This window comes from Austwickia sp. TVS 96-490-7B (genome assembly GCF_019331795.1).
GTDB lineage: Bacteria > Actinomycetota > Actinomycetes > Actinomycetales > Dermatophilaceae > Austwickia.
Genome location: NZ_JAHPZL010000003.1, coordinates 597,893 through 619,048, shown reverse-complemented (window position 1 = coordinate 619,048; position 21,156 = coordinate 597,893). Strand labels below are relative to the sequence as shown.

Here is a 21,156-nt window from a genome sequence, read left to right as displayed (position 1 = left end):
GATGACTCGTGACCTGGCGACGTCGATCCCGCCGGGGCCGCCCCGACCTGGCGGACCCCCGCCGTGGCTGCATCGAGCGGCGACCGCTGCGACATCCCCCGGCGCGGCGTACTTCGAACGGCATCGCACCACCCCCGGACGACGCGAGCGAACAGCAGCGGTGCTGATGCTGTTTGGGCCCTGTGCTCACGGCGGGGAGGACGTCGTGCTGACCCGACGTACTCCCCACTTGCGCAGCCACGCCGGGCAGGTCGCCTTCCCTGGAGGGCGGATCGACCCTGATGATGCCGGACCGGTCGCTGCTGCGCTGCGGGAAGCCGAGGAAGAAATCGGACTCGACCCCACCGGAGTGCACGTGGTGGCGGAGCTACCCGAACTGGACTTGTCCGCCTCCAGGTCTGCGGTGACGCCGGTGCTGGCTTGGTGGGAGCATCCCAGCCCGATCTGCGCCCACAGCGAGCAAGAAGTCGACCGAGTCGCCCGCGTGCCGCTGCGCGAGCTACTCGACCCGACACACCGATTCGTCGCAGTGCATCCCAGCGGGTACGCCGCCCCAGCATTCGATGTCGACGGACTGTTCATCTGGGGTTTCACTGCGGCCCTGCTGACCGCGACTTTCGAGCTGGGCGGGGTCGACCCCGGTGGCTGGAACCGCAGCCTGCGCCGTAACGTTCCCGATCAGGGCGGCACTGCGGCCAGCCCGCCGTCGACAGGGGAGGTGCGGTGAGCCAGGAAACGGTGATCGACATCGTTTTGGTGGCGTTCATCCTGTTCAGTGGCTTTTCGGGGTACCGTCGCGGGTTGGTGTCCACCCTGTTTGCCGCTGCGGGTTTCCTCATCGGGTCCGGGTTGGCGTTGTGGCTGCTGCCGGAGTACATCGCTGACCTTCCCCTCCACGGCAACCCGCTGCTGCGTCCGCTGCTATTAGTCGCGTCGGTGTTGGCGTGCGCTGGCGCAATGCAGGGCCTGCTAGTCCGGGCGACCTTCCGGCTGACAGACAGCATCGACCGATCCCCGTTGGGGAAGATCGATGCCCTGCTAGGAAGTGTGCTCACCGTCACAGTCACTGCGGCGACAGTATGGTTCACCGCCGGGGTGATGCGGGTCGTCATCCCCGGGGACCTCTCCCGGTCCATCGGGGGATCCCACGTGGTCTCTGCGATCGGCGAAGTCATGCCCACCACCAGCGACCAAGTCCTCGGCGGAGTCAAAGCAACCCTGGACGACTACGGCTTCCCTCGGGTGTTCTCCGCGATCAACACCGAACCGATCCGACCAGTCATGCCCGTCGACCCGGCGGTGGCGCAAACCCCGCAGATACGACGAGCCTCCGCGTCAGTGTTGCGCATCGACGCAGACGCCACCCAGTGCCAACGAATGCAAGAAGGGTCAGGATGGGTCTTCGCCCGACAACTGGTCGTCACGAACGCCCACGTCGTGGCAGGTTCACGCAAAGTCACCGTCCGGCATTTATCGTCCCGCCTACCAGCAAAAGTAGTGGCATTTGACGCAGCCAGGGACCTAGCGGTGCTCGCCGTACCCGGACTGACCGCCGCACCGTTGGCGTTGGGGGAGGACCTAGCCCATTCCGATTCAGCGGTCGTGGCGGGATACCCCCGAGGCGGGCCACTGCGAGTCGAAGCAGCCCGAGTCCGAGAAGTGCTCGATGCCAAGGGCGATGACATCTACGGTCAGGCGCAAGTGCAGCGCAAGGTGTATTCACTGCTAGCCACAGTGCAACCAGGCAATTCAGGGGGGCCGCTCCTCTCCCCGGACGGGAAAGTATCAGCGGTCGTCTTTGCGCGTTCGCAGGACGATCCCCTGACCGGGTATGCCTTGACCTTGGATGAGGTCCGTGAGGTCACCGCCGGGGTGACGACGTCCTCCGCGGTCACTGAAACGGGGACCTGCACCAGCGGCAACTGACTCCGTGATCAGGGCGATCCGGGACCTTGCAGCCAGTTGATCATCACCAGGGACACCCGCTCGGGGGCTTGCTCGTGGGGGGCATGGCCTACCCCAGGTAAGGGACACCACTGGTATGAGGCTTGCATCCACCGGGCGCTGCCAGCGGCCAGGGATGGCGCCACGATCGTGTCAGCGGTGCCGTGGATGTGTAGGACGGGGACGGTCACTGGACGTCGAATCTGCCGGAGGTACTCCCGTCCCGCCGGGGACAGGCGGGCCCTGGACAGCCACCGGTATCCCTCCACCGCCGAATGCGCAGCGAACGGAATGGCCATCGCTTCGGCGTACCGGGCTGTTTCTTCTCGGGACGGCCAGGCCGGATCGTGTCCCTGCCAGGAACGCAGCACGTGATGGACGTACGCCGCACCCCGGGCCATCGAACGCTCGGGGTGCCAGGGACGGTTCATCGCCAGTACGCTCCAGGCGCCGCGGGCGGTGGTCAGGGACAGTCGAGCGGTGGCCACGTCAGCAGGATGGGGTGAGGCCACTGAGACCACTGCTCGGACCGCGTCGGGGTGGCTCTGGGACAACGTCCAGGCGAGCCAGCCGCCGATCCCGTGGCCTACGACGACCGCTTCGGACTCGCCAAGACTGCGAATCACTCCGGCGACGTCAGCCGTCAAGGTGGGGGCGTCGTACCCGGTGGGGGGCTTGTCGGAGGCGCCGTATCCGCGCAGATCCATCGCGACAGCGCGATAACCGGCCTCGGCGAGGGACTGCAGCTGATGCCGCCACGTCCACCAGAATTGGGGGAAGCCGTGGAGAAGCACCACCAGTGGTCCCTCGCCGAGTGAAGCCACATGGAAGCGCGCCCCGTTGGCGGCGACGAACCGGTGTTCCCACGGGCCCGGCACCAGTACGCACGAGGAATCAGCGGTCATCGCGCCACCATGCCCGGAGCAGGTTTCAGCCTGCTGCGGCGGCTTTGACGATCTCGACCGTCTCGCGTGAGGTCGTGATGGCCCGCTCGGGCTTGCCCTTGACCTTGTCGATCTGGGACTTGCCCAGCAGCGCACAGACCCCAGCGACTGCGAAGAGCACCAGGGCCACGATGAGATAGCCCGCCCAGACCGGCAGCCATACCGCGATCAGCCGCGCGAAGGTGTGCAGGAAGAAGATCACACCGAGGAACGCAGCGACGGCAGCTACGACGAAGAACGCCGCACCTTTGCCGCCTTTGCGCACGTCAGCAGTGATCTCGGACTTGGCGAGCTGGATCTCGCTGCGCACCAAGGACGAAACGTCCTGTAGGGCGTCGTGCACGAGCTTGCCGATGGTGGGCTCGTCGGCGCGGGCCGCTGCCCGCTCCGCGGCCGTGGTGGGCACCGTTTCGAACTGCCGCGTTGAAAGGTTGGCGGTCGCCATCGGCCTTTCCTCCTCCCGGGCCTGACCGGCCCGACGTGATCTCCTGCGATGACGATAGCGAGTGCAGCGCGTTCCGGCGTATCGAGATCGGATGAACGGGACCTTCTGCGGGCCGCTAGGGGGATCTCGGGACCAAAGGCCATCACTGTTGGTGACCGTGTCGACGACGATCAAAGTTCCACGGGTCGTGGATGCGGTGACTCTCACTGAGTGTCGGTGACTGGGCGTACGTCAACCCTACCGGGCATGATGGACCGAGGCGGGCATTGCCGCGCTGATCGACTTCTGTGCCAGGAGGATCCGGATGTCAGAGCAGGACAGCCCCACTGAGGTCCCCGCAGAGTATGTCGCCTGGGGTGATTCTGCTGATCTGCCCGCGTCCAGCTCGGGTGGTCCCGCACGCATCGGGGTGCTGACCAGCGGCGGAGACGCCCAAGGCATGAACGCTGCGGTCAGGGCAGTCATCCGCAGCGGGTTGCATTTGGGCGCCGAGGTGTATGCCATCACCGAGGGCTGGCAGGGCGCTGTCGATGGGGGCGAAGGCATCCATGCGATGGATTGGGACAGTGTCGGCAACGTGCTGCACCGCGGTGGCACGCTCATCGGCACCGCCCGCTGCGCGGCCTTCCGGGAGCGGTCTGGGCAGTTGGCTGCCGCGCGTCACCTGCTGGAACACGGGATCGACCGGCTCGTTGTCATCGGTGGTGACGGATCTCTCACCGGAACGGATGAGTTCAGGCGGCATTGGCCCGATCTGCTCACCGAACTCGTCGCTAGCGGTGACATCGATCAGGATGTCGCTGACGCCCATCCAGCACTCATGATTGCCGGTCTGGTCGGTTCGATCGATAACGACATGGTCGGCACCGACATGACCATCGGTGCTGATTCGGCCCTGCACCGCATCGTCGACGCGATCGATGCCATCACCTCCACCGCAGCCAGTCACCAACGCAGCTTCGTCGTCGAGGTGATGGGTCGCCACTGTGGTTATCTTCCCTTGATGGCGGCCATCGCAGGGGGCTGCGACTACGTCTTGATCCCGGAAAACCCTCCCGCTGACGGCTGGGAAGACGACCTCTGCGAGACATTGCGTGCCGGTCGGGCTGCGGGACGACGAGACTCGATGGTCCTGGTCGCTGAGGGTGCCGCTGACCGGCACGGCAACCCCATCAAAGCTGAGCAGGTCAAAGACCTCCTCGCGGAACGACTCGGCGAAGACACCCGAGTGACGATCCTCGGTCACGTCCAGCGCGGTGGCGCACCCAGCGCCTACGACCGGTGGATGTCGACCCTCCTCGGGTTTGCCGCTGTGCGTGAAGTGCTTGCTGCCACTGCGGAATCCACCCCGCATGTGCTCGGTGTCCGACACAACCGCATCGCGCGGATTCCGCTGGTCACCTCCGTGCAAGCCACCCGCGCGGTCGGTGCGCACATCACCGCCGGTGACTACGACGCAGCGATGGCCGCCCGGGGCGGCAGCTTCCGAGAAATGGTCGATGTCTTCGCGACGATGAGTCGGCCACCAACGTTGACAGCGGCTACTCCACCCGCTGCCGGTCGGCGAGTCGCCATCATGCACGCTGGAGGCTTAGCACCTGGCATGAACACCGCCGCCCGCGCCGCCGTACGGCTCGGATTGGACGCTGGCCTGGAGATGCTCGGGGTTTACGGCTCCTTCAAAGGACTTCTTGACGGCGATATCCGGCCGTTGAGCTGGGGTGACGCTGAAGGATGGGTGGGTGACGGCGGCGCTGAACTGGGTACTCGCCGTAACGTCCCGACCGTGGAGCATCTTTACGCCATCGGGCGGGCCATCGAGAAAAACGAGATTGATGCGCTCCTGCTCATCGGTGGGTACGACGCCTATGAAGCTGCGGCATTGCTGGTCCGCGAACGAAGCCGCTATCCCGCATTCGATATCCCAGTGGTCTGTGTCCCGGCGAGCATCGACAACAACTGTCCCGGCGCTGAACTGTCTATCGGTGCCGACACGGCATTGAACAATGCAGTGTGGGCGTTAGACCGCATTAAGCAATCCGCGTCGGCGTCACGCCGGTGCTTCGTGGTGGAAACGATGGGGCGCCGCTGCGGTTATCTCGCTCTCATGGCGGGGATCGCCGGCGGAGCTGAACGGGTCTATCTTCACGAGGAAGGCATTACTTTGGCTGACCTCCAAGCTGACGTGACTCGCATGAATGCGTCCTTCCGCAGCGGTCGACGGCTTTACCTGGCGGTGCGCAACGAAGAAGCCAGTGAGATGTATACCACTGACTTCCTCGCCCGGCTGTTTGACGAAGAAGGGCGATCTCTGTTCGACGTTCGCCAAGCTGTGCTGGGTCATCTTCAGCAAGGTGGATCACCCACGCCATTTGATCGGCTCTTGGCGACCCGCCTGGTCAAAGCCGCCGTGGACGACATTGCTACCCAGCTTGACGCTGGTACGTCGTACGGCCGCTATTTAGGGCACATGGGTGGGCGTTTGGAGAAACGCCCCTTAGCGCACATGGATGAGGACGTCGATGCCGAACATCGCCGCCCTCGGCAGCAATGGTGGCTCGACGTGCGTCCTGCAGTCGCAGCGGTCTCCCAACCGGGAGCCTCCTAGACATTCCCGTCAGTGCGTCACCCCACGACCCGTCAGCAGGCCACCGATCCTATGACGGAAACTGATATCCAACTCTTAGCGGCGTTATTGACTAGGTTTGCGTCCCGTGCCTGCCGCACCCCAATGAAAACTGAATACACACATACAATCTTTTCCGCACGCAAAAATCAACCCCTTTTAGATCACTGGGGTAGGCCGCTAATACCTCGTGAATCATGCACTAAGGGCGTTATTCACGAGGTGTTAGCAGCCCGCACCCCGCACCCCGGGAAACAATCGATACACACCTGTCACCATACACATAGGGCGTTATTCACGAGGGTTTTACCCCCTTGAGGAGAGTCAGGAAACCTGCAGGTCACAGACCCTTGCAGCAGGCGGGTCGTCCGACTTCTAACCGCTCGTGAATAACGCCCATATATAAAAAAATCGGCCGCTTTGAGATCATTGGGTTAAAAGACTCACATCTCTCAGGGAAGCGACCGATGCGGTATCCGTCTTCAACAGGACTCGATCATGATGCACTCGTTAGGCGGGTCATCGAGATTTTTTACTCCCGGGGAGTGGACTTCAGGAGACATCGACTGCCCGTCAAAGAACACGTCATCCTCACCCTGGAACTTCTACGGAACAATCTGTCACAGATGTTCCTTGCTGATCTGCTACATATTTCACCATCCACCGCTTCGCGCATCTATCGCAGGATGCTCCTTGTCATCGATGAAGCCCTGACCTTCACCGACATTTCTATGGAGGAAGCCGCTGGTGATGGACGAGTGATCTTGATCGACGGCACATATGTCCCAGCTGGCAACCGTCCAGCTCAGGGGCAAGAGGTCACCAAAGTCAACTACTCCGGTCAACGCCGTTGCCAGTGTGTCAGCATCCAGATCGCTTCCACCTTGGAAGGACAACTCTGAGCGATCTCCACACCGGTTCCCGGAGCTCGACATGACTCTGCTGCTCTCGACCTCACCGGCTGGTCACAGATCCTCGCAGAAAACCACACGCCATGGATCGCCGACACCGCTGACATCGTCCATGGAGCACGAACGCCTCTCACAAAGAAGAAAGGACAAGAGCGAACCGACAACGAAAAACACTACAACAAAGAAATATCAAGCATTCGCGCCTATGTCGAACACGCCATCGGACATCTTAAACAATGGACAATCCTCGCCACCGGCTATCGAGGCAGACTCGCCGAACTCCCCGATATCATTGCCGTCATCACCCGACTCGAGCTCTATCGACTTGGCTGGTAGCCAAGAATGACCTGAAAATGCCTCGTGAATAACGCCTTAATGCTGCTATTGCTCAAAATAAACCAGCAGCGTTTCCAGGTGGCTAGGGTAGTGTAACCACCTGGAAACGCCAATATGCTAGCTAAGAATTCCGGGCTGCCGCACTTCACAGTCAGACAGCTCAACGTGAGGGGCATCGCTGACAAAGTGCAACAAACGAAGTCCCATGAAAAATCACCCAATTAACACGCTAAGGAGTCGATCAATGGCCCGCCCTTCCCTTTTTCCACTCGGAAATCTTTAACCAGATTAGCGGTACTAAAAATAATCCAAGGCCTATGGCGTACCAAGATAAAAACTCAGGAGTAAATTCAGTGAATGAGCCCTGTATTAAAACGCGGAAAGCTCCCATTAAAAACGCAAATGGCACCGGTATTGTCACTGTGATTACCAGCAGTAATACACTACCTTTTAAAGAAGAGGGCTCTCCGCTTAATGACTCAATGATTTTCGAGACGAACCTCAACTCTTCCACCAATTCCATGCTTCTTTAGTTCCACACTTTCCTCCAATAAGTGCAAGCTGCGCGGGTAAGCCTCCAGGGAGAGCTTTTGATGCTATTTTTTTTATAACCAATTGAGCACCTTTTTTACCGATTTTAGTTTCGAGATTTTTAAAAATTATCGCCGAAGCAACTTTCCACGCCCTGGACTTAAGCGCCTTTACGACCTCGTCGTTAAAAGCTTGCTTTAAAAGTTCTATGCCAAATGCTTGAGCCACTCCTGTTGAAACGCACTGACGGAACGTTGCCAAACTATATCCAGGGTGTGTGGCAGCGCGTCGTTCCCCTTGGTTATAAATTTCACCAAGCGATGTAAAATCTTTAGACTCGCCATATTTTTCTTCTAGCAACTTAACGTTGATTGAAGCTATGGTTTCATCTGGATTTAGTACTGCAGCACGTGAAAAGAAAAATTCAAGATCGCTAGCGATCGCTTCTAATGCAGCCGTGGTTTCAGGGTCGTTTTCTTGCTCTACTGCTCTGACTGGAGCTGATTGTATCTGCGATATGCTTTGTGCTGCGGCGCTAGTGCTTGGGTTTAGTACTCCCAAAAAAAGGAGCGCGACGGCCGTCTGGGTGACTATTCTTTTCTTCATGGCTCTCCCTTGAGCTTGAATTAACGAGGGCAACGTACTCCCATTGAAAATGGGGTGTGGTTACTGAGGGGCCTCCATTTTCCCTCAATGCTCAGAGATTACTTCTTTGCGGCATCATGTGCAACCCAAAATTTCCACTCTTTACACTCAGGAAACTTTGCTGCAGTACTCAATTTTTTTTCAGGGTACTGGTTTTAGCCTTTGCAAGGCTTTGCTACTAGTCTGAGACTAAGCTGCGTCCCGTTGCGCTCCTCGTGAAGCGCAATTTTGCTGCGCGTTCTTTATTGGCAGCCCCTGTTTTCGGTGATGATCACTTGCGGGGAGGAGACGGTACGGTTGATATGTCATGGCATGGAACCAAGGCAATGGCTGAGCCCAGTTTGTGTAGGTCAGCAGGGCGATGACCACGTCTGATATCCGGTTGCGACGACGTAGCGCGGCGGTGATGTTGGGTAGGGCGCCATCATGCAAGGTGCGTCCCCGGCGCAGATGTGGAAGGTGTCCTCATCGAACACGACGTCGCGGACATGGTGGAGCCTGCTCTCAATGCCCTAATGGCCTGGAACCAACGCGGCTCGGCCGGCCGGTGTGGCATTGGTGGACGTGACCAGGTAGACGACCCTGAGACTTTTCCCGTTGATGATGACCGTGCAGTGCAGCTAGGCGAATTATCTGGCCCTGGGGAAGACCATCCAGGTCAGGACCTGGATGGTCTTGATGATGCGCCTGACCCGTCGGCCTCTGATCCACTCCGCAGGGGAGCGGCCCGGTACGTCCGCCCAGAGTAAGGCTTTGAGCGCGGCGCGAGATTTCGGGTATTTGCTCTTGACAGTGGAAATGAAGTCCGTACTGGCGCCAGTGATGGTCCTCGCTGTGTCGTCCTGGCAGTGCATTGCCTCGGCGGTCCCGGCCAAGTCGAACACGCCCAACTGGCGGACACCGAGGTTGGTCTTGCCGTCCAGGACAATCACCCGTGAACCCTTCACAACAGCTCGTGGTGGTCCACATATCCACGCCTCGATCACTGCATTCAGCGCCTCGGGGTGTAACCCAGCAAACAGCCCCCGGAACATCGACGTCTCCGGGCTCCGGCGCCCCGAGGAACCCCAATAACGCGGCTGTCGCGCACCCTTGGTCACCAACCCACGCTGACTACTCACCCGCAAAGCCGTATTTCAGCGCCCCTGCCATCGGACTTCGTCTCAACCCTGGCCGCAGAGCGATCAGGCATAAGGCATTGAAGTGTTTGCTCAGCGGGGGTGTTAGTGCAGTCGGCGCAGTTCGGGAAGATATGGAGCTCTTCCCAGCCGCAGGTGTAGCTGCGGTTTCAACCTGCCGGTGTCGAGGAGGACGCGGGTGGGGTGGTGGATGAGGTTGCGGAAAGACTGGGCGGCGTCACGCCGGTGCTTCGTGGTGGAAACGATGGGGCGCCGCTGCGGTTATCTCGCTCTCATGGCGGGGATCGCCGGCGGAGCTGAACGGGTCTATCTTCACGAAGAAGGGCGATCTCTGTTCGACGTTCGCCAAGCCGTGCTGGGTCATCTTCAGCAAGGCGGATCACCCACGCCATTTGATCGGCTCTTGGCGACCCGCCTGGTCAAAGCCGCCGTAGACAACATCGCCGCCCTCGGCAGCAATGGTGGCTCGACGTGCGTCCTGCAGTCGCAGCGGTCTCCCAACCGGGAGCCTCCTAAGACATTCCCGTCAGTGCGTCACCCCACGACCCGTCAGCAGGCCACCGTGAGGACGATCTTGCCGCGGGTGTGACCGGTCTCCACCTGTCGGTGCGCCGCTGCGGCCTCGGCCAACCGGAAGACATGCCCGACTTCCAAGCTCAAAGACCGGGCAGCGATCATCGCAGCCAGCCGATCAAGCCGAGACCGATCCGCGGTGATGCTCGGCACCGAGACGTCAATGCCTCGCTCCCGAGCCGGGGCCAGGTCCGCGAGCGAAGGCAACACCACCAGACGTCCCCCCGGCGCCAGATGATCCATGGAAGGCTCATAGGTCCCGAAATACACTCCATCCACGATGACCTGTGGCGAGGGCACCGCTGTGCGGAAATCGACGCTGGTGTAGTCGATGTGGGTCGCGCCCATCGCCTCGATCCGGTCGCGGTTAGCCGGGCCTGAAGTCGCATACACCTGGGCGCCAGCGGCGACCGCCAACTGCACCACAACCTGCCCGACGCCACCGGCACCGCCATGCACGAGGACGACATCGCCGGAGCGGACTCGGGCCAGATCGTGCACCGCAACCCATGCGGTCAACCCGACAAGAGCAGCCCCGGCAAGCACCAGGTCGTCCACTTCCGACGGGGACACCGCCAGACAATCAGCGGGCAGGACGACGTACTCGGCGTAACACCCACCCGGGTGCGCGAGCGGCGCCATCCCGAAGACCCGCTGCCCGACAGCAAGGCCCGTGATCCCCTCCCCGACGGCATCGACGACGCCGGCGCACTCGCGGCCCAGGACCAGGGGGAAGTTCGCCGGGTCGAAGTCCTTGACCAGGCCAGACGAACCGTCGCGGATCTTGTAGTCCAGCGGATTCACGCCCGCCGCAGCGACCTTGACCCGCACCTGCCCCGCACCTGGCTCAGGCAGGGGCAGATCCACGAGGTGAAGTTCGTCAGCAGACCCGAAACGGTCGATGGCTACAGCACGCATGGGTGCGAGTCTGCCAGCAGGCGCCCTCCGCAGTCACCCGGCTGCGACGTCCTCTTCGCTTCGCCTCGTCAGTCGGGGGCGGTGGCGTCGCAGGTACGGCGGGTTGAGGCGGCCGCCCCCAGGCAACGGCAGCAGCCACGGCCCTGCCGCCCAGGGCAGCCACATCGCTCCCACTGCGGTGACCAGGCCTCCGCTGACCCCGAGGACGGACGGCAGCAGCCAGGTGCTGAACGCGATGGAGTCCCCGAAGAGCTGGGGCTGCGCAGGCCCCTCTAGGGTGCGAGGCGACCACACCCCGGGCTTGAGGCGTTGCTCCATGGTCACGAGGGGTTGGTCTCCGTCGGCGATGACCAATGGAAGGAGTTGCCACGAACTGCCGGAGTTGAACTTCCAGCCGTAGGGGCGCCCGTGCACCCATATCGGCGGGTAATCGCTGAGCCAGACGTCGACGTCCTCGCCCCGGCGCGAGCTGCCATCGGTCAGGTCGATGAGGGCAGCTGGACTGACGGTCGTCGCCGACGTGGGCCCATCTATGGGCCGATTGACCAGGAGCGTGCGGCTCCCGGGGGCGAAGTTGGCGTGGACGTATGAACCGGGTGAGTCGACAGGACCGGTGTCCACGACGCGGCTTTCTCGGACCTGTCCCGTGGCCGGGTCGACGAGCTTCAGGACGATGCTGGTGGGTGGGTCGGGTTGTGATGGTGACGTCGCCGGCCGGGTCGCGTAGGCAAGGGTGTGATCGTCCCACCAGCCGAGCAGAGCGCCGGGGGCGGCGAACACCGACGGCTCGCCGTCGCGGCGTCCCACGAACGTCCACGACGGGGACTCGCTGCAACTGCGGCTGTTCTGCGGAGGGCACGCCCATCCCACTACCGATGCGGAGTCAGGAGAGGCCATCAGGGCTCCTGGCGCGTTGATCAGGGGCGGCTCGTCGACGGGCTGGTGCAGGCGGCGCGTGCTGCCGTCGATGAGGTCACGCCACTCCAGCGGCCCCCGGTCGCTCGGCTGCACGATGGCGCCCCGCCCGTCGGGAGTGAGGACCACGGATTCCACGTGCGGTAGCTCGACGATGGCGCCGTGCGGGTAAATCAGCGCGGGAGTGTAGCGCGGGCGGTGGCCGGGAACGGTAAAGGCTTCTGCCACCGATGCGGTGGCCACGGCCGGACCCTCGGTGGCTCCGCGCCAAGGCAGCCATGTGGCGGCGACACGCCCCGGGTAGGTCGCCCGGCCCAGAGGATCCGCGGCTGGAGGCCAAAACGCCAACAACAGTGCGGTGCTGCCGACCACGAGGGCAGCCATCGTGCGGCGTCGGCGCCGTCGTAGCCGGGTCGCTCGCGCCCAGGCTCCCGGTATCCACATGCTGGGGACGGGCCCCCGTAACGACTCCAAGACAGTGCGTAGTCCGGGACGCAGCGCCTGCATGAGTCCCTCGGTGTCGCCTGCCGGCCTGTCAAGGGTCGCCCGGAGCGGGCCACCCGCCAGCTCGACGGCGTGGTGAAGGGTGTGCACCGGCATGCGGGCGAGCCGGGCGGCCTCCCGCTCGGGCATGGCCTCCACGCTGCGGAGGAGGACGGCCAGTCGCACGTGTGGTGGGAGGTCTAGGAAGGCGGTGCGCAGGTCGCCGACGCGGTCGTGCGTCGCAGCCCCAGGGCCGGGCGCCGGTAGGTCCGGCCTCGTCGGCCGCGTGCCATGCAGCCACTGCAGGCCGCAGCGCCGGTAGAACACCGATCTGGCGATCAGGCCAGCGCGCGGGTCGGTGCCCGCGCGGGCGTGGAGAAACCCCCGCGCCAGCGCATCCGTCACGGTGGTGTCGGGCGCGGTCGGGCTCAGCGCGACGAGCAGCGCGACCAGGTCCGGGCCCTGGCTCTCGACGTACTCGCTGAACGTGTGTCGCTGGTGACGTGTCCATGGCATCCCCCACATGCGCACACTTCAACACATCGCCCCAGCCGGCGCTAATCACGTTGCGCGCACCCACCAAACACGCGGAGAGGGTACGTCGGGATCCGCCGCACCCCCTCGCTGCGAAGTGCAGCCGGTGTCAGGCCTTGGCTGGGATGTGGTTCTTGATGAAGTCCATCACCGAGGAATCGGCGAGGGTCGTCACGTCGCCGACCTCGCGGTTCTCGGCCACATCGCGGAGCAGGCGGCGCATGATTTTCCCGGATCGAGTCTTGGGCAGCTCGGAGACGATCATGATCGACTTCGGCTTGGCGATCGCCCCGATCTCCTTGCCGACATGGGCCTTCAACTCGGTGATCAGCGACGCCTCGTCACGACCGTCACCGGCCCCAGCCCGCAGAATGACGAACGCCGCCACTGCCTGACCGGTCATCTCGTCAGACGCGCCAACCACCGCAGCCTCCGCGACCGCTGGATGCGACACCAGCGCTGACTCGATTTCCGACGTACTCAATCGATGCCCGGAAACGTTCATCACGTCGTCGACCCGACCGAGCACCCAGATATTGCCGTCCTCGTCCTTCTTCGCGCCGTCACCAGCGAAGTAGAGATGCTCCCAACGCGCCCAGTAGGTGTCTTTGTAGCGTTGCGGGTCACCCCAGATGCCGCGCAGCATCGCTGGCCACGGCTTGGTGATGACCAGGTAGCCACTCTGGCCGTTGTCGACTGGCTCGGCCATGTCATCGACCACATCGGCGACGATGCCGGGGATCGCGGTCTGTGCCGAGCCGGGGCACAACGAGGTGATGCCCGGCAGCGGGGAGATCATGATGCCCCCGGTCTCGGTCTGCCACCAGGTGTCCACGACCGGGGCATGTCCGCCGCCGATGTGTTCGCGGTACCACATCCACGCTTCGGGGTTGATCGGCTCGCCCACGCTGCCGAGCAGCCGGATGGCCGACAGGTCGTACGTCGCCGGGATCTGTGCGCCCCACTTCATGAACGTGCGGATCGCGGTGGGCGCCGTGTAGAGGATGGTTACGCCGTACTGCTGGCAGATCTCCCACCACCGGCCCTGGTGCGGGGAGTCGGGGGTGCCTTCGTACATGACCTGCGTGGCGCCGTTGGCCATCGGGCCGTAGACGACGTAGCTGTGCCCGGTCACCCAGCCGATGTCGGCGGTGCACCAGTAGACGTCGGACTCCGGGTGCAGGTCGTGCACGACCGCGTTGGTGTAGGCGGCCTGGGTGAGGTAGCCACCGGTGGTGTGCAGGATGCCCTTCGGCTTCCCGGTCGTCCCGGAGGTGTAGAGAATGAAGAGCGGGTGCTCGGCGTCGACGATCTCGGGCGCGCGCTCGCCTGCGGCGCCGTCGACCGCGTCGTGCCACCACACGTCGCGAGCGTCGTCCCAGGCCACGTTGGTGTCGCAGCGGTTGACGACCAGTACCTTGCTGATGGGGGAGCCCTCGACCGAGACCGCCTCGTCCACGGCCGATTTCAGCGCGCTGGGCTTGCCGCGCCGGTAGCCCGCGTCGGCCGTCACGACGACTTTCGCGTGGGCGTCGTTGATGCGGCTGCGCAGCGCGTCGGCGGAGAAGCCGCCGAAGACCACCGAGTGTGGTGCGCCCAGGCGGGCGCAGGCCAGCATCGCGATCGCGGCCTCGGGGATCATCGGTAGGTAGATCATCACCACGTCGCCCGTGCCGACGCCCAGGTCGGCGAGAGCGTTGGCACATTGGGCGACCTTCGTCTGCAGGTCGGCATAGGTGATGTCCCGAGTGTCGCCCGGCTCGCCCACGAAGTGGATCGCGACCCGGTCGCCGTTGCCGGCCTCCACGTGCCGGTCCACGCAGTTGTACGACGCATTCAACCGGCCGTCGGCAAACCACCGAGCAAACGGAGCATCGGACCAATCCAGCACCTGCGTGAAGTCGGTGTCCCAGGCCACGTACTCGCGGGCACGGGCCGCCCAAAAACCTTCGAAGTCAGCGTCAGCCTGCTCATACAGCTCGGCTGTCCCGTTTGCGTGGGCACGGACCTGCTCGCTCGGCGGGAAACGCCGGTCCTCGTGCAAGAGGTGGGACAGGGTCTGCTCGGCCACGGCAACTCCCAAGGTCGATGGCGACGACTACCTCGTCAGAAGGGACTACTGTCACCCGGGGGTGTGCCACGGGCAAGCAGGCGATGCTCACCCCGCGACGGAATGGGACCGGTTCGCGCCCAACGGTTCCCGCCCATGCCTCCGGTGAGGGTTCCGGCCAGCGGTCAGGGCATCTTCGCCGCAGCGCACCGGTCACGTACGGCGGGGTCGTCGTACGTCCCATGCATGGCGAACGTCTGCGAACACCACGCCTTCACTGCGTTCAGATCGGTGAAGCCCCCGTCAGCGACCATCGACCACACCGGTCCTTGCGGTCCCTGCCACCGCAATAACGCTGCGCCCTTCAGACCCAACTCGTTCTGCCGCTTCTGATACAGCCAGAGAATGTCGGTCGGACGCCACCGATGCGACCCCGCCCGCGTCGCCATATACGGGTCCTCAATGCCGTCGTACATCGTGAACAGTGTCACCACCCAGGTGCCACTGACCATGGGGGCACTACGTTGCGCGATCCGATCTAGTTCGTCAGCGGCGGCACGTTCTGCCGGTGGTAGCGCGGACGTGGTGGTCGGACTTGCTGTCGGACTCGGGGTCGGGGAGGGGGAGGCCGGTGCGGACGGGCTCGGAGGCTCAGACGCCGGAGAACTGGACGACGGGGAGGCCGACGGTGCGGGGGGAGTGGCCCCTTTCGCGGAAGCGTCTGCGTCACCTGGGCGCAACGTGACGTAGGCGATCCCGAAAGCCACCATCAGCACCGCCACCGTTCCCGCCATCACCCCCAAACCGGTGGTTGCCATACTCGGGGTGCGTCGGGGGGTGATCGCCGCATGTTTCCCGGTCGTGGCTTCCTGCAACCGCCGTTCACGACGACTCCGGATGATCGTGGTCGGTGCGGTCCCCTCATCGGTCGCAGGTTCCGCGAGGGGTACGCCGGGAGGCGCAGCGGACGGGATGACAGGTGGGCTGGTGGGAGGTACGGCGGACGGTGTGGAGGGCGCTCTGGCGGGACTGCTGGCGAGCGGAACCTCGGGGGGCACCACCGGTTGTGGTGCCGTGGGTATCTCAGATGGCGGGGGAAGAACGCCCGCCGGACGAGGGATTGCTGGGGCGCCACCTGCCGGACGGGACGTCGGAGGGACATCGTCGTAGGGGTCACTCATCGTGGGCTCCTGACCTGTCAGCGCCCACGGAAGGAGTAGGGGTTCAAGTGGACGCTGTCCCTCGAATGTAAAGCCACATTAAGTGATCCCGCTGAAAGGGGGTGGTGATGAGGGGGTGCTGACAGCACCTCCGCCCGCTCTGCGGACAGTCGTTGCCCGCTAGCGGTGCGATGCGTTAGCGTCCCCACCATGTTCGCTGACCTGTCCTGGCGCGCCACCTAATTCGGGTGGCTACCTCGACACGTCCAGACTGATCCTCGACACGAGCCGCCCGCCGCCGGGCGGCTCGTTGTCTTTCCCGGAGGTGGGCCTTCATCCCCAGGAGATCCCGATGAGCGACCACGACAGCGTCCTTGGCCAGCCCGCCCGCTCCGACCTGATGCACGCAGATGACCGCGGCTGTTTCGGGGCTTACGGCGGACGTCATCTCCCACCCCAGTTGGAAGACGCCATTGCTGAGGTCGCCGAACAGTACGCCCTCGCAGCAGCTGATCCCGCCTTCCTCAGGGAGTACGACGACCTCCTCGCCCAGTACGTCGGACGGCCCTCACCGTTGTTTTTTGCTCGATCCCTCACCCGCCATGCCGGTGGTGCCAAGATCTACCTCAAACGGGAAGATCTCAATCACACCGGATCCCACAAAATCAACCACTGCCTCGGTGAAGGCTTGCTGGCCAAGCGGATGGGCAAAACTCGGTTGCTTGCTGAGACCGGCGCCGGTCAGCACGGAGTCGCATTGGCTACGGCGGCCGCGCTTCTCGGCTTGGAATGCGAGATCCACATGGGGGCCATTGATGTGGCTAAGCAACGACCCAACGTGGTGCGCATGGAGATGCTCGGCGCCACGGTCGTCGCTGTTGATGAGGGTGGCCGCAGCTTGAAAGAAGCAGTGGACAGCGCGTTCGCGGCGTACGCCCGGGATTATCGGGACACGTTCTTCGCGATTGGGTCCGTGGTCGGTCCTGACCCCTATCCGACGATCGTGCGGGACTTCCAAGCGGTGGTCGGGCGGGAAGCGCGCGCCCAGATCCTCGCTCAGGAGGGCACGCTGCCAGACGCATTGGTGGCCTGCGTCGGGGGAGGCTCCAATGCGTTGGGTTTGTTTACCGCGTTCCTTGGCGATGATGAGGTCGCCATGTACGGCGTCGAACCTGGGGGGCGTGGTGCTGCTGTCGGTGAGCACGCGGCGACCATGACCCACGGACGGCCGGGGATGTTGCATGGCATGACGACTTACGTGCTGCAGGACGACTCGGGCCAGCCCGCGCCGGTGCACTCCATCGCGTCTGGCCTGGACTACCCCGGAGTGGGGCCGCAGCACAGCTATCTCAAAGACTCGGGTCGGGTCAGTTATGTCTCTGTTGATGACCGGGACTGCCTTGACGCCTTTGCCTTGTCTTGTCGCGCCGAGGGCATCATCCCGGCCTTGGAGAGCGCTCACGCGGTGGCCTACACCGTGCAGCTCGCGGGCCGGTATGGGCCAGATGCCGTGGTGATCGCCAACCTGTCAGGACGCGGTGACAAGGACATCGACTACGTCCATGAGGTCAGCAGTCGCGGTTGACGGAGCCGAAAAACACCTCTGTCGAGGCCCCGTAGGGGGTCCTCGACAGAGGTGTGTTCAAGCCTGAGGTAGTGACCGGCTCAGCCGAGCAGGCCGTTCAGGGCCAGAAAGGCCAGGTCGGTGCCAGTGAACGGGGTGTCGGAGCTGGTGTGGACCACGGTGTGCACGACGCCACCCTTGGTGTGGACGACACCGGACTGGGTGTGGACGACACCGGACTGGGTGTGCACCACCGCAGAATTGGTGTGCACGACGCTGCCCTTGGTGTGAACGACTGCGGAGCTGGTGTGCACGACTGACGCATTGGTGTGGACGACATTGGTGTGGACCACGGCTGGCGAGGCAGCGCTCACGGTGGCAGCTGAGGCGGCACCAGCTGGGATGGCGATGCAGGCGAAGGCGGCGACGGCGATGCGCGTGAAGGTCGACATGTCTGCTCCTTGAGACGGACTGTGGAATCCCACGGGTTGTGGACGAAGCCCCGAGGTCCAGTCGTGAATCGTGCTTTCACCGAGAAAATCGGCTATTCAATCAGTTGCCGCACCGAAGTTAAGGTCAAGAAAGAGTAAAAGCCCCGTCAAGGTCTGGTGAGGAAAGCCGAGCCTTTCCTCTCAATTCCTGAATTTCCCTGCCATGATCATTGATTCACCTGGTGATGGTGTCGACTGGTTTACCCGTCGTACGACGAGGGGATCTCAGCGGGCGGGCGCTCCGGAGTGTGCAACCGAGCCATGGTGCGCCCAGTGTGGCGGGGTATCTGGCGCGGGGTGGCCCACGACACGAGGACACACATCAGGAAGGCCAAGGGCACGGTCCAGGCTGCTGGCTGGGACACGATCACCCCGCCCCACCCGGTGCCTGGTCCGTCCGTCACAACGACCACGATGGCCACCACGGTGCTGACGGCCCCGGTGATCATGCCAGCTGCGGCTCCTGGCGCAGTCAGCTTGGGCCACCACACTCCCAGGACGAGTAGCGGGCAGAAAGTCGCCGCGGCGAGCGCGAAAGCCAGGCCAACGGTGGTGGCTAGTCCTGCGCCGCGCAGTTCCCACCACAGCAGCCAGGGGATGGTGGTCGCGAGGACGGTTGCTAGCCGGAATCCGCCGATGCCGTCGATAGTGGCGTGAGTGCGGCTGAGGAGGGGGCGCACCACTGACTGGTCGAGGACTCCGGCGATGGCGACGGTCAGACCGGACGCGGTGGAAAGGAAAGCTGCGAAGGCCCCGGCGGCGACCACGGCGGTCAGGATATCGCCGACGGTGCCAGGGGCCATGACCTGGGGTAACAGCAGGGTGACGGTGTCTTCAGCGACGCCGGTCGGTAAGTGGGGCAGGTAGATCCGGGCGAGCATCCCGTAGACCGGTGGGAAGAGGTAAAACAGGCCGAGCAACCCAATGACGACGACGGTGGTCCGCCGGGCTGTCCGGCCGTCGGGGTTGGTGTAGAACCGCACCACGACGTGCGGTAGCCCCATGGTCCCTAGGCATAACGCCACCAGGGTGCTGTAGGAGCCGTACAGCGTCGACCAACTCGATCCGTCGTCGGCGCCGAGCGTGGGGAGTGTGCCAGCTCCGACGGGGGGCCAGGGTGCGGTGGACAAGGGTTGGCCGTCTTTGAGCCAGTAGCCGACGAGGGCGATTGCGGGTATGGCGATGGCGATGAGTTTGACCCAGTAATGCACTGCTTGGACCAGGGTGAGGGAGCGCATTCCTCCGGCGAGGACGTTAGCGGTGACCACGATGGTCACTGCCATGGCTCCCACCCAGCTGGGTGCTCCGGTGAGGGCGAATAACGCTAATCCGGCGCCTTGGAGCTGTGGGACGAAATAGAGCCAGCCGATGAGGACGACCAGCAGAGTGCACAGTTGCCGTAGTCGGTGACTGCTCAGCCGGGTCTCGGCGAAGTCGGGCAGGGTGTAGGCGCCGGATCGGCGGAGGGGCGCGGCGACCAACACCAGCAGGACAACGAACCCCATCGTGTATCCCACCGGATACCAGAGCATGTCCAGCCCATCGGCGTAGATGAGGCCTGCAATGCCGAGGAAGGACGCGGCGGAGAGGTATTCGCCACCGATGGCTGCGGCGTTCCAGGCGGGGGAGACGGCGCGGCCTGCGACGTAAAAGTCCTGGGTGGTGCGGGACCAGCGCAGACCAAAACTCCCGGCGAGGACGGTGCCGATGCAGACCGCGGCGATGGTGACCAGAGCCAGCGTGGCGGTCATGAGCGTCCCATGAGCTCGTCGAAGTCATGTTCGACGCGTTCGGCGGCGCGCAGGTAGGAGCGAGCCACGACCAGTAGGAAGGGGTAGAGCATGGTGCCGACCAGCACCCAGGTCACCGAGAGCGGCCCGATGTGGAGCCAGGACAGCGAGGGAATCAGGGTCAGGACGGCGGGCAGCAGGCCTACTGCCAGGCCGACGCCGCCGAGGACTACGAAGGATAGGCGTAGTTGCGCGCGCATCAAGGAGCGGACGTAGACCTCGCCCAATTCGGTCTGCTCGTCGAGTTCCCGGCTGACGGTGCGTTTGGGGTGGCGACGGCGGGCTTGGCTGCGCGGTGAGGTCACTTTGACCCGTCGGGGCGCCCCGGCGCGGCTCGTGGTGCTCGGGGGCGCTGCGGGACGGTGCTGAGGGGTCAACCGCGTTCTTGGCCGGGCAGGCGCAGCAGACGTTCGCGGAGTTCGCGGGTGTGGCGTCGACTCACCTGGAGTTCGATGCCGTTGAGCACGACGACGCACCGGCCGCGTTCGGTGCGGACCTGGGTGACAGCGGGCAAGGACACCAGGGTGCTGCGGTGGATCCGGACGAAACCTGCACTGGCCCAGCGTTCTTCCAGGGTTGTCAGGGATACTCGGATCAGATGGCTGGCAGTGCGGGTGTGCAACCGGGCGTAGTCACCTTGTGCCTGGACATAGATGATGTCGCTGCGTTGCACGAAGGTCGTGACGCCACCGAGTTCGACGGGAATGGTCTCGTCTTCGGGGGTGGGGACCGGAGGCAACGGGGCGGTGTTGTGCCGGGCTGCCATGACGCGCCGTACCGCCTCGTAAAGACGTTCCTCCCGGATCGGTTTGACGAGATAGTCAGTCGCGGAGACTTCGAAGGCGTCGACGGCGTGTTTTTCGTAGGCGGTGACGAAGACCACCTGAGGGCGTTCGGCGAAGCGGCCGAGGACTCTAGCCAATTCGAGACCGTCTAGGCCGGGCATGTTGATGTCGCAGAACACCACATCTGCGGGCGTGGCGTCGAGGGCCCGGAGCGCGTCTGCTCCGCTGGTCGCGGTGCGGACGGTGGCGATCCGTGGATCTTGATTGAGCAGCCACGCCAGCTCGCTGAGGGCGGGTATCTCGTCGTCGACGACGAGGGCTGCCAGACCTTCCTTTGCGGGCGCATCACTACTCATGCGACGAGCGTACCCT

At 63.7% G+C, this 21,156-nt stretch carries 20 protein-coding genes; 7 read left to right on the top strand and 13 right to left on the bottom strand.

Annotated features, from left to right (window positions below; translation table 11 throughout):
- Position 1: 1 nt before the first annotated feature.
- Both KEM60_RS05340 and KEM60_RS05335 read left to right on the top strand, forming a co-directional pair.
- Positions 2-727, top strand: coding sequence for a CoA pyrophosphatase (locus tag KEM60_RS05340; RefSeq protein WP_219106440.1), 726 nt, complete (start codon positions 2-4; stop codon positions 725-727).
- Positions 724-1,926, top strand: a complete 1,203-nt coding sequence (locus tag KEM60_RS05335; RefSeq protein WP_219106439.1) for a MarP family serine protease — start codon at positions 724-726, stop codon at positions 1,924-1,926. Before KEM60_RS05340 ends, KEM60_RS05335 begins: the two co-directional genes overlap by 4 nt.
- 8 nt (positions 1,927-1,934) lie before the next feature.
- On the opposite strand, the gene KEM60_RS05330 is transcribed toward KEM60_RS05335, so the two are convergent.
- Entirely contained in the window at positions 1,935-2,849 is a 915-nt protein-coding gene (locus KEM60_RS05330) for an alpha/beta fold hydrolase (RefSeq protein WP_219106438.1), read from the bottom strand.
- Between the two features lie 25 nt (positions 2,850-2,874).
- Complete coding sequence (locus KEM60_RS05325; RefSeq protein ID WP_219106437.1) at positions 2,875-3,333, bottom strand: phage holin family protein; 459 nt, start codon at positions 3,331-3,333, stop codon at positions 2,875-2,877.
- A 304-nt stretch (positions 3,334-3,637) separates the two neighbouring features.
- Between KEM60_RS05325 and KEM60_RS05320 the strand changes: the two genes are divergently transcribed.
- From KEM60_RS05320 to KEM60_RS16840, 3 genes are all read left to right on the top strand, one after another.
- Positions 3,638-5,941, top strand: a complete 2,304-nt coding sequence (locus tag KEM60_RS05320; RefSeq protein ID WP_219106436.1) for a 6-phosphofructokinase — start codon at positions 3,638-3,640, stop codon at positions 5,939-5,941.
- A 563-nt stretch (positions 5,942-6,504) separates the two neighbouring features.
- Entirely contained in the window at positions 6,505-6,861 is a 357-nt protein-coding gene (locus KEM60_RS05315; RefSeq protein WP_219106435.1) for a transposase family protein, read from the top strand.
- Between the two features lie 3 nt (positions 6,862-6,864).
- A complete protein-coding gene (locus tag KEM60_RS16840) occupies positions 6,865-7,206 on the top strand; it encodes a transposase family protein (protein ID WP_219106598.1) in 342 nt (113 codons plus the stop codon).
- A gap of 241 nt (positions 7,207-7,447) precedes the next feature.
- Here the strand turns inward: KEM60_RS16840 and KEM60_RS05305 are convergent, their stop codons facing one another.
- The 3 genes from KEM60_RS05305 to KEM60_RS05295 form a co-directional block, all read right to left on the bottom strand.
- A complete protein-coding gene (locus tag KEM60_RS05305; RefSeq protein WP_219106434.1) occupies positions 7,448-7,720 on the bottom strand; it encodes a hypothetical protein in 273 nt (90 codons plus the stop codon).
- Positions 7,708-8,343 (bottom strand): hypothetical protein, encoded by a 636-nt coding sequence (locus KEM60_RS05300; RefSeq protein WP_219106433.1) that lies wholly within the window; start codon positions 8,341-8,343, stop codon positions 7,708-7,710. Before KEM60_RS05300 ends, KEM60_RS05305 begins: the two co-directional genes overlap by 13 nt.
- 668 nt (positions 8,344-9,011) lie before the next feature.
- The gene (locus KEM60_RS05295; RefSeq protein WP_219106432.1) at positions 9,012-9,482 is read right to left on the bottom strand and encodes a hypothetical protein; all 471 of its coding nucleotides are present in this window, start codon (positions 9,480-9,482) and stop codon (positions 9,012-9,014) included.
- A 229-nt stretch (positions 9,483-9,711) separates the two neighbouring features.
- On the opposite strand from KEM60_RS05295, the gene KEM60_RS05290 reads away from it, so the two are divergent.
- Positions 9,712-10,110: a 6-phosphofructokinase gene (locus KEM60_RS05290; RefSeq protein WP_255574284.1), complete on the top strand. Its 399-nt coding sequence runs from the start codon at positions 9,712-9,714 to the stop codon at positions 10,108-10,110.
- Here the strand turns inward: KEM60_RS05290 and KEM60_RS05285 are convergent.
- From KEM60_RS05285 to KEM60_RS05270, 4 genes are all read right to left on the bottom strand, one after another.
- Positions 10,071-11,012, bottom strand: coding sequence for an NADP-dependent oxidoreductase (locus KEM60_RS05285; protein WP_219106431.1), 942 nt, complete (start codon positions 11,010-11,012; stop codon positions 10,071-10,073). The two genes, KEM60_RS05290 and KEM60_RS05285, sit on opposite strands and share 40 nt — an antisense overlap.
- Before the next feature lie 33 nt (positions 11,013-11,045).
- Positions 11,046-12,926, bottom strand: coding sequence for an RNA polymerase sigma factor (locus KEM60_RS05280; RefSeq protein ID WP_219106430.1), 1,881 nt, complete (start codon positions 12,924-12,926; stop codon positions 11,046-11,048).
- A gap of 127 nt (positions 12,927-13,053) precedes the next feature.
- Entirely contained in the window at positions 13,054-15,015 is a 1,962-nt protein-coding gene (gene acs, locus KEM60_RS05275; protein ID WP_219106429.1) for an acetate--CoA ligase, read from the bottom strand.
- A gap of 164 nt (positions 15,016-15,179) precedes the next feature.
- Positions 15,180-16,175, bottom strand: coding sequence for a hypothetical protein (locus tag KEM60_RS05270; protein ID WP_219106428.1), 996 nt, complete (start codon positions 16,173-16,175; stop codon positions 15,180-15,182).
- Between the two features lie 331 nt (positions 16,176-16,506).
- Between KEM60_RS05270 and trpB the strand changes: the two genes are divergently transcribed.
- A complete protein-coding gene (gene trpB / locus KEM60_RS05265; protein WP_219106427.1) occupies positions 16,507-17,739 on the top strand; it encodes a tryptophan synthase subunit beta in 1,233 nt (410 codons plus the stop codon).
- Between the two features lie 80 nt (positions 17,740-17,819).
- Here the strand turns inward: trpB and KEM60_RS05260 are convergent, their stop codons facing one another.
- The 4 genes from KEM60_RS05260 to KEM60_RS05245 all read right to left on the bottom strand — a co-directional run bounded on the left by KEM60_RS05260 (position 17,820) and on the right by KEM60_RS05245 (position 21,140).
- Positions 17,820-18,170 (bottom strand): hypothetical protein, encoded by a 351-nt coding sequence (locus tag KEM60_RS05260; protein ID WP_219106426.1) that lies wholly within the window; start codon positions 18,168-18,170, stop codon positions 17,820-17,822.
- Between the two features lie 239 nt (positions 18,171-18,409).
- On the bottom strand, positions 18,410-19,960 hold the full coding sequence (locus tag KEM60_RS05255; protein WP_219106425.1) for a cation acetate symporter: 1,551 nt from the start codon (positions 19,958-19,960) through the stop codon (positions 18,410-18,412).
- Positions 19,957-20,376, bottom strand: a complete 420-nt coding sequence (locus tag KEM60_RS05250) for a hypothetical protein (RefSeq protein ID WP_219106424.1) — start codon at positions 20,374-20,376, stop codon at positions 19,957-19,959. The genes KEM60_RS05255 and KEM60_RS05250 overlap by 4 nt, the downstream gene beginning before the upstream one ends.
- Entirely contained in the window at positions 20,373-21,140 is a 768-nt protein-coding gene (locus tag KEM60_RS05245) for a LytTR family DNA-binding domain-containing protein (protein ID WP_219106423.1), read from the bottom strand. Before KEM60_RS05245 ends, KEM60_RS05250 begins: the two co-directional genes overlap by 4 nt.
- Positions 21,141-21,156: the final 16 nt, after the last annotated feature.

Excerpts from the sequence above, each read along its gene's own strand:
- KEM60_RS05330 (WP_219106438.1), bottom strand. The coding sequence starts at position 2,849 with ATGACCGCTGATTCCTCGTGCGTACTGGTGCCGGGCCCGTGGGAACAC.
- KEM60_RS05285 (WP_219106431.1), bottom strand. The coding sequence starts at position 11,012 with ATGCGTGCTGTAGCCATCGACCGTTTCGGGTCTGCTGACGAACTTCAC.
- KEM60_RS05325 (WP_219106437.1), bottom strand. The coding sequence starts at position 3,333 with ATGGCGACCGCCAACCTTTCAACGCGGCAGTTCGAAACGGTGCCCACC.
- KEM60_RS05245 (WP_219106423.1), bottom strand. The coding sequence starts at position 21,140 with ATGAGTAGTGATGCGCCCGCAAAGGAAGGTCTGGCAGCCCTCGTCGTC.
- trpB (WP_219106427.1), top strand. The coding sequence starts at position 16,507 with ATGAGCGACCACGACAGCGTCCTTGGCCAGCCCGCCCGCTCCGACCTG.
- KEM60_RS05290 (WP_255574284.1), top strand. The coding sequence starts at position 9,712 with ATGAGGTTGCGGAAAGACTGGGCGGCGTCACGCCGGTGCTTCGTGGTG.
- KEM60_RS05270 (WP_219106428.1), bottom strand. The coding sequence starts at position 16,175 with ATGAGTGACCCCTACGACGATGTCCCTCCGACGTCCCGTCCGGCAGGT.
- KEM60_RS05320 (WP_219106436.1), top strand. The coding sequence starts at position 3,638 with ATGTCAGAGCAGGACAGCCCCACTGAGGTCCCCGCAGAGTATGTCGCC.
- KEM60_RS05300 (WP_219106433.1), bottom strand. The coding sequence starts at position 8,343 with ATGAAGAAAAGAATAGTCACCCAGACGGCCGTCGCGCTCCTTTTTTTG.
- KEM60_RS05340 (WP_219106440.1), top strand. The coding sequence starts at position 2 with ATGACTCGTGACCTGGCGACGTCGATCCCGCCGGGGCCGCCCCGACCT.
- KEM60_RS05255 (WP_219106425.1), bottom strand. The coding sequence starts at position 19,960 with ATGACCGCCACGCTGGCTCTGGTCACCATCGCCGCGGTCTGCATCGGC.
- KEM60_RS05260 (WP_219106426.1), bottom strand. The coding sequence starts at position 18,170 with ATGTCGACCTTCACGCGCATCGCCGTCGCCGCCTTCGCCTGCATCGCC.
- KEM60_RS05280 (WP_219106430.1), bottom strand. The coding sequence starts at position 12,926 with ATGCCATGGACACGTCACCAGCGACACACGTTCAGCGAGTACGTCGAG.